Raw genomic sequence first — 14,899 nt, forward strand, 5'->3', positions numbered from 1 at the left:
CTTACGCGCCGGCCGATTTTTGTTCAGTCATGGCTTTTTCGATCGCCGTGAGCGCCGCGGCCGCATTCGCGCCATCGGGGCCACCGGCCTGCGCCATGTCGGGCCGCCCGCCGCCACCCTTGCCGCCGAGCGCTTCGGAGGCGACCTTCACCAGATTGACCGCATTGAAACGCGAGGTGAGGTCGGCGGTGACGCCGACAACCACGCCAGCCTTGCCGTCCTCGGTGACGCCGACGATGGCGACGACGCCGGAGCCGATCTGCTTCTTGCCGTCGTCGGCAAGGCTCTTGAGATCCTTCATCTCGATGCCCTCGACCGCGCGCGCCATCAGCTTGACGTCGCCGACCTCGCGCACGCCGGAGGCCGCGCCGTTGCTCGAGGATGCACCGCCGCCCATCGCCAGCTTCTTGCGGGCGTCGGAGACCTCGCGCTCGAGCCTCTTGCGCTCCTCCATCAGCGCGGCAATGCGCGCCGGGACGTCGTCGATCGAGGTGCGCAGCTCGTGGGCCGCGGTCTTCGCCAGCGCCATGGTGTCGTTGGCGTGTTTGCGCGCGTAGTTGCCGGTTAAAGCCTCGATGCGGCGCACGCCGGAGGCAACCGCGCTCTCGCCCGTCAGCGTGATCAGGCCGATGTCGCCGGTGCGCCTGACATGGGTGCCGCCGCACAGCTCGACCGACCAGCCGAGTGCGTTGGCGCCGCGCTCGCGCGCGGTCCGGCCCATCGAGACGACGCGAACCTCGTCGCCATATTTCTCGCCGAACAGCGCCCGTGCGCCGGCCTCACGGGCCTCGTCCACGCCCATGACGCGGGTCGAGACCTCGTCATTCTCCAGCACCACGTCGTTGGCGATGTCCTCGACGCGCGCGAGCTCTTCCGCCGTGATCGGCTTCGGATGCACGAAGTCGAAACGCAGCCGATCCGGCGCGACCATCGAGCCGCGCTGGGCGATGTGATCGCCGAGCACCTGGCGCAGCGCCTCGTGGATGAGATGGGTCGCCGAGTGATGCGCGCGGATCGAAAAGCGCCTGCCGTGATCGACTTCGAGCTGCAGCGCGGTGCCAACTTTCAGCTCCCCGCTCTCCACCGTGCCGACGTGAACGAAGAAATCGCCGAGCTTCTTCTGCGTGTCGGTGACGCGGAATTTGATGCCGCCCTCGCCGGTCAACACGCCGGTGTCGCCGACCTGCCCGCCGGATTCTGCGTAGAACGGCGTCTGGTTCAGCACGATCGCGCCCGTGTCGCCGGCCTTGAGGCTGGTGGCTTCCTTGCCGTCCTTGACCAGCGCGGTCACCACGCCTTCGGCGCTCTCGGTCTCGTAACCCAGGAATTCGGTTGCGCCCAGCTTCTCACGCAGCGGGAACCAGATCGCCTCGGAAGCAGCTTCGCCCGACCCCTTCCAGGATTCCCGCGCCTTGGCCTTCTGACGCTCCATCGCGTCGGTGAAGGAGGCCTGATCGACGCTGATGCCGCGCGACTTCAGCGCGTCCTGCGTCAGGTCGAGCGGGAAGCCATAGGTGTCGTACAGCGTGAAGGCGACGTCGCCGTCGAACATGTCGCCCTTCTTTAAGGACGCGCTCTTTTCGTCGAGAATGGCGAGGCCGCGCGTCAGCGTCTTGCGGAAGCGGGTCTCTTCCAGCCGCAGCGTTTCCTCGATCAAATTTTCCGCGCGCATCAGATCCGGATAGGCCTGGCCCATCTCGCGCACCAGCGCCCAGACCAGCCGATGCATCAGCGGCTCTTGCGCACCGAGCAGCTGCGCATGGCGCATCGCGCGGCGCATGATCCGGCGCAGCACATAGCCGCGGCCCTCGTTCGAGGGCAGCACGCCGTCGGCGACGAGGAAGGCCGAGGAACGCAGATGGTCAGCGATGACGCGGAACGAGGCCACGGTCTGCTCGTTCGGTCCGCTTCCGAGCGCGGACGCCGTCGCGTCGATCAAATGACGGAACAGGTCGGTTTCGAACACGCTGTCGACACCCTGCATGATGCAGGCCATGCGCTCCAGCCCCATGCCGGTGTCGATCGAGGGACGCGGCAGCGCCACGCGCTCCTCCTTCGTCACCTGCTCGTACTGCATGAACACCAGATTCCAGAATTCGAGGAAGCGATCGCCGTCCTCCTCAGGCGAGCCCGGAGGCCCGCCCCAGATGTGCTCGCCGCGATCGATGAAGATCTCCGAGCACGGGCCGCACGGGCCGGTGTCGCCCATCGCCCAGAAATTGTCCGAGGTCGGGATGCGGATGATGCGATCCTCGGAGAAGCCCGCGATCTTCTTCCACAGCCCGGCCGCCTCGTCGTCGGTGTGGTAGACCGTGACGAGCAGCTTGTCTTTCTTGAGCCCGAACTCCTTCGTGATCAGCGTCCAGGCGAGCTCGATCGCGCGCTCCTTGAAATAGTCGCCGAACGAGAAGTTGCCGAGCATCTCGAAGAACGTGAGATGGCGCGCGGTGTAGCCGACATTGTCGAGGTCGTTGTGCTTGCCGCCGGCGCGCACGCATTTCTGCGAGGTGGTGGCGCGCTGATAGGGCCGCTTCTCGACGCCGGTGAAGACGTTCTTGAACTGCACCATGCCGGCATTGGTGAACATCAACGTCGGATCGTTGCGCGGCACCAATGGCGAGGACGACACGATCTCGTGGCCGTTCTCGGCAAAGAAGTTCAGAAAGGTCGACCTGATCTCGTTGACGCCGCTCATGTTCATCCAATCGGGTGTGCTTGCACCCGCCTTCCAGCCATCCAAACCGCGAGTTTGGGCTGATATCTGCGGGTCAAAGCGCTTTTAGACAAGGCCAGCTTCGCTGTCCAGAAACTGTGCAGACAGATCAAGGCGTTGCCGCAGGTTTGCAATCCCCTTGCAATCCGTTGGAAAGCCGCCGATGCCGCGTTGACAGGCTTGGCCGGCCTGTGGTCTTTACCTATCTGTATCGTACGGCCACGTCGGGAGAGACCGGCACTGGTAGCCGGCGCCGAAGGAGCAACCGCCCCGGAAACTCTCAGGCAAAAGGACCGCGTGGCTTTGACAGCATCTGGAAAGAGGCGCCGACGGGCTTAACCCGGATAGCGTCCGCCGACGGGATAATACTCTCAGGCACAGCGACAGATGGGGCTTCGACTGGTGTCCACGGGAAATCGTTCCCGGGGAACCGCCGAGGGCCCCCCCGATGCTTGCGCGTGACGACAAAGACTCCCTGAAACGCACCCCCCTTTACGACCTGCATGTCTCGCTCGGCGGCAAGATGGTGCCGTTCGCTGGCTATGACATGCCGGTGCAATATCCGGCCGGAGTCCTGAAGGAGCACCTTCATACCCGCAACGCGGCCGGCCTGTTCGACGTCTCCCACATGGGTCAGATCGCGCTCAGGCCGAAGTCCGGCAAAGTCGAGGACGCCGCCCGTGCGCTGGAGCGGTTGGTGCCGCAGGACATCTTGGCGATTGCGCCGGGCCGGCAGCGCTACGCCCAGTTCACCAATGGCGAGGGCGGAATTCTGGACGATCTGATGGTCGCCAATTTCGGTGATCACCTCTTCCTGGTCGTCAACGCCGCCTGCAAGGCCGAGGACGAGGCGCATCTGCGCGCGAATCTCTCGGACGACTGCATGATCGAGCAGCTTGCCGACCGCGCGCTGATCGCGCTGCAAGGGCCGAAGGCGGAATCGGCGCTGGCGAAATTATGTGCAGAGGCGCCCGCCATGAAGTTCATGGATTCCGGCCCGCACAGGGTCGCCGGCCTCGACTGCTTCGTCTCGCGCTCCGGCTACACCGGCGAGGACGGATTCGAGATTTCGGTTCCTGCCGGCGATGCCGAACGGCTCGCCAGGGCGCTGCTGGACAATCCGGTCGTGATGCCGATCGGGCTCGGCGCCCGCGACAGCCTGCGGCTCGAGGCCGGGCTTTGTCTTTACGGCCACGACATCGACACCGCGACCACGCCGGTCGAGGCCGCGCTGGAATGGTCGGTGCAGAAGAGCCGCCGCACCGGCGGCGCGCGCGCCGGCGGCTTCCCCGGCGCGGCAAAGATTCTGGCCCATTTCGACCACGGCGCATCCCGCCGCCGCGTCGGCCTGCGGACCGAGGGCCGCGCGCCGGTGCGCGAGGGCGCGCTGCTGTTTGCGGACGCGACCTCCGGCGAGCCGATCGGAAAGGTCACCTCGGGCGGCTTCGGCCCGAGCCTGAATGCGCCGGTCGCAATGGGCTATGTGCCCACCGCATCGAGCGCGATCGACACAAAACTCTTCGCCGAGGTGCGCGGCCAACGCCTGGCCGTGCAAATCGCCGCCATGCCCTTCGTGAAAAACACCTACAAACGCTGAGGACCGAGAAAATGACCACGACGCTCTACACCTCCGACCACGAATGGCTTGCGATCGACGGCGATGTCGCCACCGTCGGCATCACCGACTATGCGCAATCGCAGCTCGGCGATGTCGTGTTCGTCGAATTGCCCAAGCTCGGCCGGACGCTGAAGAAGACCGAAGCCGCCGCCGTCGTCGAATCGGTCAAGGCCGCATCGGACGTCTACGCGCCTGTTAGCGGCGAGGTGCTCGAGACCAACCCCGAGCTCGCGAGCGAGCCGGCGCTGGTGAACTCGGATGCGCAGGGCAAGGCGTGGTTCTTCAAGATCAAGATGGCCGACAAGAGCGAGCTCGGCGGCCTCATGGATGAAGCGGCGTATAAGGCTCACACGGCGTGAGGATATGAGACGATCCGTCTCCACACACTCACTGTCATGCCCCGCGAAGGCGCAGGGCTATCGCACGAGAGTGTACGGGATGTTTCCACAACGTCATGGCCGGGCTTGTCCCGGCCATCCACGGCCTTCGCGCGACACCAAGAACGTGGATGCCCGGGACAAGCCCGGGCATGACGAGTTTGTGGCACGGACGTGCCGAAGCAACGTGATCCGCTTATGCGATTGCCCCTGCGCCTGCGGGCGTGACGACGACAGATGACCTAAAGCGAGGACCCATGATGACCGCGCACCGCAAATCCAACGGCGACACCACCGGCTTCGTACGCCGCCACATCGGTCCCTCGGCACGCGACGTCACCGCGATGCTCGAGGCCGTCGGCGCGAACAGCGTCGACGCGCTGATGGCGCAGACGCTGCCCGCTTCGATCCGGCAGGCCGCCCCACTCGATCTCGGCAAGCCGCTCAGCGAGACCGAGGCGATCGCGCATATGGCCGAGCTCGCCGCCCAGAACCAGGTCTTCACCTCCCTGATCGGCCAAGGCTATTCCGGCACGATGCTGCCCGCAGTGATCCAGCGCAACATTTTGGAGAACCCGGCCTGGTACACGGCGTACACGCCCTACCAGCCCGAGATCAGCCAGGGCCGCCTCGAGGCTCTGCTCAACTTCCAGACCATGATCTGCGACCTCACCGGGCTCGACGTCGCCAACGCCTCGCTGCTCGACGGGGCCACCGCTGCCGCCGAAGCGATGGCGCTCGCGGAGCGGCACTCGAAAGTTGAAGCAAAAGCCTTCTTCGTCGACAAGGAAGTGCATCCGCAGACGCTCGCCGTGATGCGCACCCGCGCGGAGCCGCTGGGCTGGACCCTGGTCGTCGGCGATCCCCTCACCGATCTCGACAAGACCGACGTGCTCGGCGCGCTGCTGCAATACCCGGGCAGTTCAGGCGCTGTGCGCGACCTCAGGCCCGCGATCGCCAGCCTGAAGGCCAAGGGCGCACTCGCGATCATCGCCGCCGATCTCCTCGCCCTGACACTGCTCGCCTCGCCCGGCGAGCTCGGCGCCGACATCGCCATCGGCTCGGCGCAACGTTTTGGCGTGCCGATGGGCTATGGCGGACCGCACGCGGCCTATATGGCGGTGCGCGATGCGCTGAAGCGTTCGCTGCCCGGCCGCATCGTCGGCCTCTCCGTGGACTCGCGCGGGATGCCTGCCTATCGCCTCGCGCTGCAGACCCGCGAGCAGCACATCCGCCGCGAGAAGGCGACCTCCAACATCTGCACCGCGCAGGTGCTGCTCGCCGTGATCGCCTCGATGTATGCGGTCTATCACGGCCCCGAAGGCTTGACGCAGATCGCGCGCAATGTGCATCGCCGCGCGGCCGTGCTCGCCGCGGGCCTGCGCAAGCTCGGCTTTGCGCTGCAGTCTGACAGTTTCTTCGACACGCTCAGCGTGGATGCAGGTAGCAAACGCGCCGAGACCGTCGCGCGCGCCGCTGCCGAAAAGATCAACCTTGGCGTCGGCGAAACCGCATTGCGGATCGCGCTCGACGAGACCACCACGCCAGCGACGGTGGAAGCAGTCTGGCGCGCCTTCGGCGGGCAGCTTGCATACGCCGAGATCGACGCCACCACGCGCGAGGCGCTGCCGGAGGCGCTCAAGCGCGCGACCTCTTTCCTCACCCACCCCGTCTTCCATGCGCATCGCTCGGAAACCGAGATGCTGCGCTACATGCGCAAGCTCAGCGACCGCGACCTCGCGCTCGACCGCGCCATGATTCCGCTCGGCTCGTGCACCATGAAGCTGAACGCGACCACCGAGATGATGCCGCTGACCTGGCCCGAATTCGGCTCGCTTCATCCTTTCGCCCCGCGCGAGCAGGCGCGCGGCTATCACGCGCTGTTCGCGCGCCTGGAGAAGTGGCTGTGCGACATCACCGGCTATGACGCGATCTCGCTGCAGCCGAATTCCGGTGCGCAAGGCGAATATGCCGGGCTTCTGGCCATCCGTGGCTATCACGCGGCGCGTGGGCAGAGCCATCGCAAGATATGCCTCATCCCCTCCTCCGCCCACGGCACCAACCCGGCCTCGGCCGCGATGGTCGGCATGGACGTGGTGGTGGTCGCTTGCCAGAAGAACGGCGACGTCGACGTCAACGATCTCCGCGCCAAGGCCGAGAAGCATTCGAACGACCTCGCCGCGGTCATGATCACCTATCCCTCGACCCATGGCGTGTTCGAGGAGCACATCCGCGAGATCTGCGACATCGTGCATGGCCATGGCGGCCAGGTCTATCTCGATGGCGCCAACCTCAACGCGCAGGTCGGGCTGTCGCGGCCCGGCGACTACGGCGCCGATGTCAGCCATCTCAACCTGCACAAGACCTTCTGCATCCCGCATGGCGGCGGCGGCCCGGGCATGGGACCGATCGGCGTCAAGGCGCATCTCGCGCCGTTCCTCCCGGGCCACCCCGTGACGGATGGGAAAGCGCCGGTCGGGCCCGTGTCGGCCGCACCGTTCGGCTCGGCCTCGATCCTGACCATCTCCTACATCTACATCCTGATGATGGGCGGCGAAGGCCTCAAGCGCGCCACCGAGATCGCGATCCTCAACGCCAACTACGTCGCAGCAAGGCTCGATGCGCACTTCCCGGTGCTCTACAAGAATGAAAAGGGCCGCGTCGCGCATGAGTGCATCGTCGATCCCCGCGGGCTGAAGACGACGTCCGGCGTCACCGTCGACGACATCGCCAAGCGCCTGATCGACTACGGCTTCCATGCGCCCACCATGAGCTTCCCGGTGCCGGGCACGCTGATGATCGAGCCGACCGAATCCGAATCCAAGGCGGAGCTCGATCGCTTCTGCGATGCCATGATCGCGATCCGGAAGGAAATCGCCGAGGTCGAGGCTGGCCGCTTCAAGATCGAGGCGTCCCCGCTGCGCAACGCCCCCCACACCGTGCACGACATCGCGGACGACGATTGGAAGCGCGCCTACACCCGCGCCGAGGGCTGCTTCCCCGCGGGCACCTCGCGCACCGACAAATACTGGTCCCCGGTCGGGCGCGTCGACAACGTCTATGGCGACCGCAACCTGGTGTGCTCGTGCCCGCCGGTAAGCGATTATGCGGAAGCGGCGGAGTAAGACGCTGCGTAGGATGGGTTTCGCTTCGCTCTACCCATCCTACAGCCTGCGGCACACGATTTTATTTATCTAAGGCGCAACCAGCAATCGGCTTTCGCGATCCCATCGCCACAGCCGTTCGTTGGTCAGCTCCGTGCCACCCCACCAGCGATAGATCCGGTTGTGGCGCCACATGTCGTCTTCGCGGGCAACCGCTTCATCGCGCCCCCCGAGCACGACCAATCCCAAACGAAACAGGCGCCGAAGACGTCGGCAACTCAACGTCCTCAGCGCCCGCTCCTCGCGAAAAACTTTACTGTTGAAGCTTACTCGTCCCCCGGCTCCTCGCCGTCGGCGTCACGCTCGGGGCTGCCGGCGAGAATCTGCTCGGCGATCAGGCCGGAGTTCTGGCGGATCGAGGTCTCGATCTTGGCGGTGATGTCGGGGTTGGCCTTCAGGAACGCTTTCGAATTCTCGCGGCCCTGGCCAAGACGCTGGCTGTCATAGGAGAACCAGGCGCCGGATTTCTCGACGATGCCGGCCTTGACGCCGAGATCGAGGATCTCGCCCATCTTGGAGACGCCCTCGCCGTACATGATGTCGAATTCGACCTGCTTGAACGGCGGCGCCAGCTTGTTCTTGACGACCTTGACGCGCGTGGTGTTGCCGACCACTTCGTCGCGCTCCTTGATCGCGCCGATGCGGCGGATGTCGAGGCGGACCGAGGCATAGAATTTCAGCGCGTTGCCGCCGGTGGTGGTTTCCGGCGAGCCGTACATCACACCGATCTTCATGCGGATCTGGTTGATGAAGATCACCATGGTATTGGACTTGTTGATGGACGCCGTCAGCTTGCGCAGCGCCTGGCTCATCAGGCGGGCCTGCAGACCCGGCAGCGCATCGCCCATCTCACCCTCGAGCTCGGCCTTCGGCACCAGGGCCGCGACCGAATCGATCACCAGCACGTCGACCGCGCCGGAGCGCACCAGCGTGTCGCAGATTTCCAGCGCCTGCTCGCCGGTGTCCGGCTGCGAGATCAGGAGCTCGTCGATATTGACGCCCAGCTTGCGTGCATAGACCGGGTCGAGCGCGTGCTCGGCGTCGATGAAGGCGCAGATGCCGCCCTTCTTCTGCCCTTCCGCCACCGTGTGCAGCGCCAGCGTGGTCTTGCCCGAGGATTCCGGCCCGTAGATCTCCACGACGCGCCCCTTCGGCAGGCCGCCGATCCCGAGCGCGATATCGAGCCCGAGCGACCCCGAGGACACCGCCTCGACATCCATCGAGCGGTCGTTCTTGCCGAGCTTCATCACCGAGCCCTTGCCGAACTGCCGCTCGATCTGGGAGAGTGCGGCGGCCAGAGCTTTACTCTTGTCCATGGAGGATCCTTCGACGATACGCAGGGCAGTGGTGGACATCGGGTCGTGCTCCTTATGACGAGGATTCGCGTGAGGGACAAACGATTGGCGAGGCGGCGCGGCGATAAAACCAATGTACCCCATTTGTTCTAGGTTCGCAATATGTTCTTTTGCGATTTTGGTCTTGCCTGACACGCATCAAAGACGGATGAGCTGCGCGCCGTCAGAATTCCGTAATCCTGCGGCACCGAACCTTTCGCGGTCTGCGGTCTTCTCTTGGACGGGACCGCAACTCTGGGGACCTCAGTCATGACGAACAACACGCATCACGATACGGCCCGGCGCAATCCGCTGCTGGAAGCGGCGCGGGAGGAGATGAGCAAGTTCGAGCGCAAGGAAAACGAGTTCCGCAAGAAGGACCGCGAAGAGCGTGCCGCCGAACTCCATTTGCCGCTGGACGCGATCAAGGTTCATTAGCCGCCGGGACGAAGGCGGCGGAGCCGAGGCCAGCCGGCCGACGCGTCAGGCGTGGCGGTGGTCGCCAGCGGCAACGCGCCGGCGACGGTGCCGGAACGGCCGCCCCGTTGATCTCAGGGAATCGGCACGGGGATCGAGATTCGGATGGCCATGGAGGTGAGTCCGAGCCGATGAGGTATCTAAATACTACCAGTAAGCCATTGATTTCATGGTTGAATTTTCAGGCGGGCTACTGTGCATGGGGTTGTTTTCGTGTTTTTGAAAGGCGCGCATGGGCCTTTCACCCCGAGCCGTCTCCCGCAGCCAACACCGCCTACAGCAGAACCAGCAACCCGATCCCGATCACCAGCACGACGAAGCCAGCCGCCGTCGCGGCGGCGAATGACCGCTCTACGTTGTCCATGATGCCACCCCGTTGCCGGCACGCCACGTTTCCCCCATGGCAGCACCGTCGCTGCGAAATCTCGCCTGCCGTTGTGTCCTGAGTTGTGCGAACGGATGTCGAAATTGGGACCGGTGCGGGGCCAGTGTGCGGCCCCCGAGCTCTGGCTTTCGCTGCCGCCGTCGGGCCTTGTCAGGCTGTCGTAAGCTGCGCCGGCTAGGGTCGTCCGGCTATGGTGTTGCAGCCCAGCACCTCAGCCTCCAATAACCTTCTCCCCGCTTGGCTCTCCCAAGCGGGGTTTTTTCATGCTTATTTTCTTGCGGATTTTCATGCCGGCCGGCCGGTTTGCGAACCGCCCTCCTCCCGCGTCAGGCGCAGCGAGAAGGCGCGGATCGCCGGCGCCGCGAGCAGCACGATCGGCAGCATCGCCGCCCATGCGATCAGCCACGACGCCAGCCAGTGCGCGAGGAAGTCCAGCGCGTTCCCCAAGGGAAGGCTGGCGATGCCCGCGGCGACCAGCGAGGTCAATCCGGACTGGATGATTCCGAACACGAAATGAGAATAGCGGCGGGGAATGCCCAGCATGACGCGCCCATGTTGCTGACCGTCATCGGGCCAAGCAAGCCACATGCCGCCGCGTTCCGGAAGGCGCCCTTACCCATCCCAGGAACTCTGTTCTTGGTCGGAGAACCACGGGCATGAGGTCTCGCGCCGCCGCGCGCGGCCGGCGTCTTTCGACATCCGATTTCGAATGTTTCGGAAGTGCGTGCGCTTGCGAGATAGCCGTGGGCTATCCGGGACTTACCGACAGATTTGGCTTTCGCTGGAATATTATGCCCTCCAGCATGTTCTCAGTGATGGAAGTGAATCGTGGGAGATGGCCATGAATCACAGGGGCATCGAGTTCACCGTCGCCAAGACGGCAATTCCCGGGATCTGGCGGTGGCAGTTCCGAATCGGCGAGCAGATCAAGACCGGCAGGACCGAGACCAAGATCGATCTGTTGGCGATCCGGCGGGTGCAGCTGCGCATCGATCGGGAGCTGAAGGCGATCGGTCGCAAGCCGCGTCCATGGGAGGCTATTCCGTAGCCGCCCGGAATTGATCTGCCGATGGTTTGGGATTGGACTGCCGCGATTATGGCCGTGGGGACTGAGCCATCAGGCGCGATCGGTACGAACCATGCCGCTCTACTTTTTTCGAATCCGGAACGGCAGCTATTCCGGCTGTGCCGACCAGGCGTCGGAATTTGCAAATCGCGATTTGGCCTGGAGGGAGATGACCAGCCTCTGCGCCGACATGGCCGCCGGCATCGCCCGCAAGCTCCAGGAAAATTCCGAATGGCACATGGAGCTGCTGGACGAGGCCAAGGAGCCCGTGTTCCGGATCCGCATCACGTCCGAAACCTTCGAATAGGGGCCATGCCTAATCCGCGCTGGGCAGCCGCCGCATCGTGAATTCGATGTCGCCGCCGGGCAGCTCGCGCCAGGTCTCGACCGCGCTCATATAGCCGGCCTTGGGGTAGCGGGCGAAGAAAGCCTGCGCCCTCTCCCGCGCCGCCGCGCGCGGCAGCGTGAAGGTCTCGCGCAGATAGCCGTCGCCGGCCGTCGGGCCGGGCTTGCCGCCCATCTTGCGCCGGCGCGCCATCCGCTCGGCGAGATCCCGCGGACGATCGGCCATGCCCTGTCCTCCTCGACGCAATACGCTCCCGCGCAATGTAGGAAGCAGGCCGATCAAAGAGGAGTCCCGGCCGAAGGCGCCAGCCGCCTCCGATCGGCCGGAAGGTCAATTGGCAGTCGTGCCGGATTTCTTCTTCGGCGCCCCGGTTGCGGCCGACGCCTTTGGCGGCGCCGGTTGTTTCGGCGGGTCGGAGCGCATGCCGCCCCAGGGATCGCTGGACGCCTTGGAATCCGGAATCTTTTTCAGCGTTTCCTTGTAGGCCTTGTCACGCTCGGCTTCCGCGGCCTTCTCCTCCGGGGTCTTGCTAGGCCCGTCTTGTAGCAAATTGATATTGGGCAGTTGCGCAGAGGCCGGTCCCGCCAGCACGGTCGGTCCCGCCAGAACAGCCAGCACCGCGGCCACACGGAAAAGCTTCATCATTGACTCCTTGATCATCCATGACGGCGCGGGTCGCCCGCGCCTTGTCACCCCTGTCACAACCGCAGGGGCCGCTCGGCCCGCTAGAGCCGGTCCGATCGGCACGATTTCGGCGCGTGGAGCCAGTCGTCCCAGATCGGGCCGCACTTGGTGCACCCGTTCAGCAACAGGCCGAGCCCGGCCAGACAAAACACGAGGACATACCGACGCAACATCACCCACCCATACCCACTCCGTGGCATCATACCGGGCGAAGTCAGGCATTTTCAAGCCGACGGGACCCGCGGCAGACCGGGTGACTTTGCCGCGCCGGCCCGCTCGGAATGCCGAACATCCGACAATACGGAGGGAACGACAGCAATGCCATCGCAGCCAGAAGCCGAGTTCGGCATCACTGAGGCCCGACGCATCCTCGGCGAGGTCTTTGCGCCCTGGGTCCAGGATCTCAACCTGTCGGTCGAGCGCATCGAGCACCTGCCGCCGCCGGACGTGCCGGACTGGCAGCCCGCAGCGCTCCTGCGGATGCCGTTCTCGGAACGGCTGTGCCGCAACGGCGGCGTGGTCTGCGGCCAGGCGCTGATGGCGCTCGCCGACACCGCGATGGTGATCGCGAACCTCGCCGCCAACCGCGGCTATCGTCCGATGACGACGGTCGACCAGACCACGCATTTCATGCGCGCCGTCTCCTCGTCGGACGTGCTGGCCGACGCCCGCGTGGTGCGACTCGGGCGCACCATGAGCTTTGGCCGGGTCACGCTGCTCTCGGCCACCGACAACAAGCCGGTGGCGATGGTGTCGAGTGCGTTCGCGATGCTGCCGGGGTGAGCATCTTCGAAAGAAGAAAGCCGCGTGAGCGCAAAGCGCACCGCGGCTCTCAATGGCGTCATGTCGAGACGGGAAACGCGGTTGTGATCTCGCGTCGCGCCGTCACGCGGAGAAATTACTTGCCGAGCACTTCGTCAGCCGCGGTGACGATGCTGACGTTCGGATTTTTTCCGCAATAGCTGCCGAACTGCTTGGCGTTCTGGACGAACACGTCGGTGTCGATGATCGCGTTCTCTTCATCGCCCTTGTACCAGCCGTCCATCCAGGTCAGCACCATCTTGATGGTGTCGTCGCCGCTCTCCAGGAACTGCTTGCAGCTCATGGTCGCGAGATCGAGCTTGGTGGCGTGGGCGGGCATGGACGACAGCGAGAGCGCTGCGGCGAACAGAAGCGAGAACGTGGTCTTCATCAATATCTCCATCGGCGTGTAGCGCCACAAAGGAACGGCTTGGGGAAAAATGGGCGGAGTGACTTCCGCTTCGACGTCGTAAACGAAATCTGAAGCACTATGCAAGTAGCGCCAGTATTGAGTTTAGTTCAACGTAATTTCTATGCACTACATCACAAAGATCATTATGGATTAACGTGGATGATCGAGAAGCGTGCAGCGCAGCGTTACCGGGTTTTCAAGGGTGGAAAGATCACCTTTGAAAACAGCGGCATCACGTGCACGGTGCGAAACATGTCGGCGAACGGAGCCGCAATCGACCTCGACGCCACCGTCACATTGCCGCAATCGTTCACGCTCGCGATCGCGCGCGACAATTTCGTGCGCAAATGCCGCGCCGTCTGGCGTAGCGAGAAGCGCATCGGCCTCGCTTTCGTACAGTAGTGCACATGATGTGAATGATCGTTCGCATCACATCCACAACACGATGATGATTGCTTTGATGCGACGGCGACGGCTCGCGCAGACTCACATGGGCTTGCCGGTGTCGCGGTCGAGCACGACGACGAAACCTCGCCTGCCCAGCGGGCTCGCTATGGGCCAGCCGTTTGCCGCCCGATGCTTGGCTGCGGTGACGATGCGAGGAGCGTGATGAGAGCGGCCAAATAGCGCGGGCGGCTCGCCAACGCCCGCCTCACCTATTTCGGCTTCTTGGCAGGTTCAGGCGGACGCGCCCCGCTCCACGGATCGTACTTCTCCTTGGACTCGGGAATGCGCTCGAGTGCGGCCTTGTAGGCCTTCTCGTCGACCTTGGGTTTGTTGTCCGCCTTCTGGCCGCCCTCGTTAGGCTGACGCCTGCCACCACCCATCTGCGCCTGCGCGGAGGCAACCGCCAGCGCCAGCATGGCGGCCGCTATGACCAAAATCCTCATGGGCGCAATCCCCCTCGTCTGGGGTACAAACTAGCCGGCAATGATGGAATAGCCAATGCCGCGGGCTTCAGGGCTTCAGGAGATCTTGGCTTCAGGAAATCCCGGCTCCAAGAAATCCTGGCTTCAGCAAATCTTGATCGGCCGGGTCTTCGTCGGATCGCATTCGTGCCTATGTTTTGGCCCGCAGGGGATCTTCACGGATGTTACGGATTATTGCTCACGCCGCGCTGCTGGGCAGCGCGCTCGCGCTCGGGGCCTGCGGCTTTGCCGACAGCCGCGCACCGGTGCCCGAGTTCATGCGCATGAAGGAGGCCGAGCAGCCGCCGCCGGAAGCGCCCCCCGACGTCAAACGCGTCGTGCGCGAGCAGATCGAATTCGTCTTCCTCAGCACGTCCTATCCGCGCGAGGTGCACGTCGCCACACCCCATCGTGAGGTACGGGGACCGGGCTGGACAGCTTGCGTCCGGGCCCAGCTCACCTCGGCGGCGGGATCGCCGCTCGGACCACAGACCTACATCGTGACCATATCAGGCGGAAAGGTGGTCGATCGCCGCCGCGCCGAGGCGGACGACATCTGCGGGTCGGAAAGCTACGAGCCGATCTAGGAACAAATCACGCCGACATGCGATCCG

Annotated in this window: 16 protein-coding genes and 1 riboswitch; of the genes, 9 read left to right on the forward strand and 7 right to left on the reverse strand. The window is 64.5% G+C overall.

Annotation, left to right across the window (positions count from 1 at the left end; translation table 11 throughout):
• Window position 1 precedes the first annotated feature (1 nt).
• On the reverse strand, window positions 2–2,695 hold the full coding sequence (alaS, locus tag BRA471DRAFT_RS24705) for an alanine--tRNA ligase (RefSeq protein ID WP_007612170.1): 2,694 nt from the start codon (window positions 2,693–2,695) through the stop codon (window positions 2–4).
• Between the two features lie 233 nt (window positions 2,696–2,928).
• Window positions 2,929–3,018, forward strand: a riboswitch (glycine riboswitch).
• A gap of 143 nt (window positions 3,019–3,161) precedes the next feature.
• Between alaS and gcvT the strand changes: the two genes are divergently transcribed.
• The 3 genes from gcvT (at window position 3,162) to gcvP (ending at window position 7,833) form a co-directional block, all read left to right on the forward strand.
• Window positions 3,162–4,310, forward strand: coding sequence for a glycine cleavage system aminomethyltransferase GcvT (gene gcvT, locus BRA471DRAFT_RS24710; protein WP_007612171.1), 1,149 nt, complete (start codon window positions 3,162–3,164; stop codon window positions 4,308–4,310).
• A gap of 11 nt (window positions 4,311–4,321) precedes the next feature.
• Entirely contained in the window at window positions 4,322–4,690 is a 369-nt protein-coding gene (gene gcvH, locus BRA471DRAFT_RS24715; protein ID WP_007612173.1) for a glycine cleavage system protein GcvH, read from the forward strand.
• Between the two features lie 278 nt (window positions 4,691–4,968).
• On the forward strand, window positions 4,969–7,833 hold the full coding sequence (gcvP, locus tag BRA471DRAFT_RS24720) for an aminomethyl-transferring glycine dehydrogenase (RefSeq protein WP_007612174.1): 2,865 nt from the start codon (window positions 4,969–4,971) through the stop codon (window positions 7,831–7,833).
• A gap of 305 nt (window positions 7,834–8,138) precedes the next feature.
• Here the strand turns inward: gcvP and recA are convergent, their stop codons facing one another.
• Window positions 8,139–9,227: a recombinase RecA gene (gene recA, locus BRA471DRAFT_RS24725; protein WP_007602214.1), complete on the reverse strand. Its 1,089-nt coding sequence runs from the start codon at window positions 9,225–9,227 to the stop codon at window positions 8,139–8,141.
• 249 nt (window positions 9,228–9,476) lie between these two features.
• On the opposite strand from recA, the gene BRA471DRAFT_RS37610 reads away from it, so the two are divergent.
• On the forward strand, window positions 9,477–9,644 hold the full coding sequence (locus tag BRA471DRAFT_RS37610) for a hypothetical protein (RefSeq protein WP_007612175.1): 168 nt from the start codon (window positions 9,477–9,479) through the stop codon (window positions 9,642–9,644).
• A 709-nt stretch (window positions 9,645–10,353) separates the two neighbouring features.
• Here the strand turns inward: BRA471DRAFT_RS37610 and BRA471DRAFT_RS24730 are convergent.
• Window positions 10,354–10,611 (reverse strand): DUF2798 domain-containing protein, encoded by a 258-nt coding sequence (locus BRA471DRAFT_RS24730; RefSeq protein WP_035975111.1) that lies wholly within the window; start codon window positions 10,609–10,611, stop codon window positions 10,354–10,356.
• Between the two features lie 298 nt (window positions 10,612–10,909).
• Between BRA471DRAFT_RS24730 and BRA471DRAFT_RS24735 the strand changes: the two genes are divergently transcribed.
• Together BRA471DRAFT_RS24735 and BRA471DRAFT_RS24740 are read left to right on the forward strand one after the other, a co-directional pair.
• Entirely contained in the window at window positions 10,910–11,116 is a 207-nt protein-coding gene (locus BRA471DRAFT_RS24735) for a hypothetical protein (RefSeq protein WP_007612179.1), read from the forward strand.
• 91 nt (window positions 11,117–11,207) lie between these two features.
• On the forward strand, window positions 11,208–11,441 hold the full coding sequence (locus BRA471DRAFT_RS24740) for a hypothetical protein (protein ID WP_007612180.1): 234 nt from the start codon (window positions 11,208–11,210) through the stop codon (window positions 11,439–11,441).
• Between the two features lie 9 nt (window positions 11,442–11,450).
• Here BRA471DRAFT_RS24740 and BRA471DRAFT_RS24745 read toward each other — a convergent pair whose 3' ends face one another.
• Window positions 11,451–11,705: a hypothetical protein gene (locus BRA471DRAFT_RS24745; protein ID WP_007612182.1), complete on the reverse strand. Its 255-nt coding sequence runs from the start codon at window positions 11,703–11,705 to the stop codon at window positions 11,451–11,453.
• A gap of 105 nt (window positions 11,706–11,810) precedes the next feature.
• Window positions 11,811–12,122: a hypothetical protein gene (locus tag BRA471DRAFT_RS24750; RefSeq protein WP_007612188.1), complete on the reverse strand. Its 312-nt coding sequence runs from the start codon at window positions 12,120–12,122 to the stop codon at window positions 11,811–11,813.
• Window positions 12,123–12,482: 360 nt separating this feature from the next.
• On the opposite strand from BRA471DRAFT_RS24750, the gene BRA471DRAFT_RS24755 reads away from it, so the two are divergent.
• The gene (locus BRA471DRAFT_RS24755) at window positions 12,483–12,947 is read left to right on the forward strand and encodes a PaaI family thioesterase (protein WP_007612196.1); all 465 of its coding nucleotides are present in this window, start codon (window positions 12,483–12,485) and stop codon (window positions 12,945–12,947) included.
• A gap of 115 nt (window positions 12,948–13,062) precedes the next feature.
• Here the strand turns inward: BRA471DRAFT_RS24755 and BRA471DRAFT_RS24760 are convergent, their stop codons facing one another.
• Window positions 13,063–13,356 carry an HdeA/HdeB family chaperone gene (locus BRA471DRAFT_RS24760; protein ID WP_007612197.1) on the reverse strand — a complete coding sequence of 98 codons (294 nt, stop codon included), beginning with the start codon at window positions 13,354–13,356 and terminating at the stop codon, window positions 13,063–13,065.
• A gap of 180 nt (window positions 13,357–13,536) precedes the next feature.
• Here BRA471DRAFT_RS24760 and BRA471DRAFT_RS24765 point away from each other — a divergent pair, with 180 nt between their 5' ends.
• On the forward strand, window positions 13,537–13,779 hold the full coding sequence (locus tag BRA471DRAFT_RS24765) for a PilZ domain-containing protein (RefSeq protein WP_007612198.1): 243 nt from the start codon (window positions 13,537–13,539) through the stop codon (window positions 13,777–13,779).
• Between the two features lie 254 nt (window positions 13,780–14,033).
• Here the strand turns inward: BRA471DRAFT_RS24765 and BRA471DRAFT_RS24770 are convergent, their stop codons facing one another.
• Window positions 14,034–14,267 (reverse strand): hypothetical protein, encoded by a 234-nt coding sequence (locus BRA471DRAFT_RS24770; RefSeq protein ID WP_007612200.1) that lies wholly within the window; start codon window positions 14,265–14,267, stop codon window positions 14,034–14,036.
• A 200-nt stretch (window positions 14,268–14,467) separates the two neighbouring features.
• On the opposite strand from BRA471DRAFT_RS24770, the gene BRA471DRAFT_RS24775 reads away from it, so the two are divergent.
• Window positions 14,468–14,872 (forward strand): hypothetical protein, encoded by a 405-nt coding sequence (locus BRA471DRAFT_RS24775; protein ID WP_007612201.1) that lies wholly within the window; start codon window positions 14,468–14,470, stop codon window positions 14,870–14,872.
• The last annotated feature ends 27 nt before the right edge of the window (window positions 14,873–14,899 follow it).

This window comes from Bradyrhizobium sp. WSM471 (assembly GCF_000244915.1).
GTDB lineage: Bacteria > Pseudomonadota > Alphaproteobacteria > Rhizobiales > Xanthobacteraceae > Bradyrhizobium.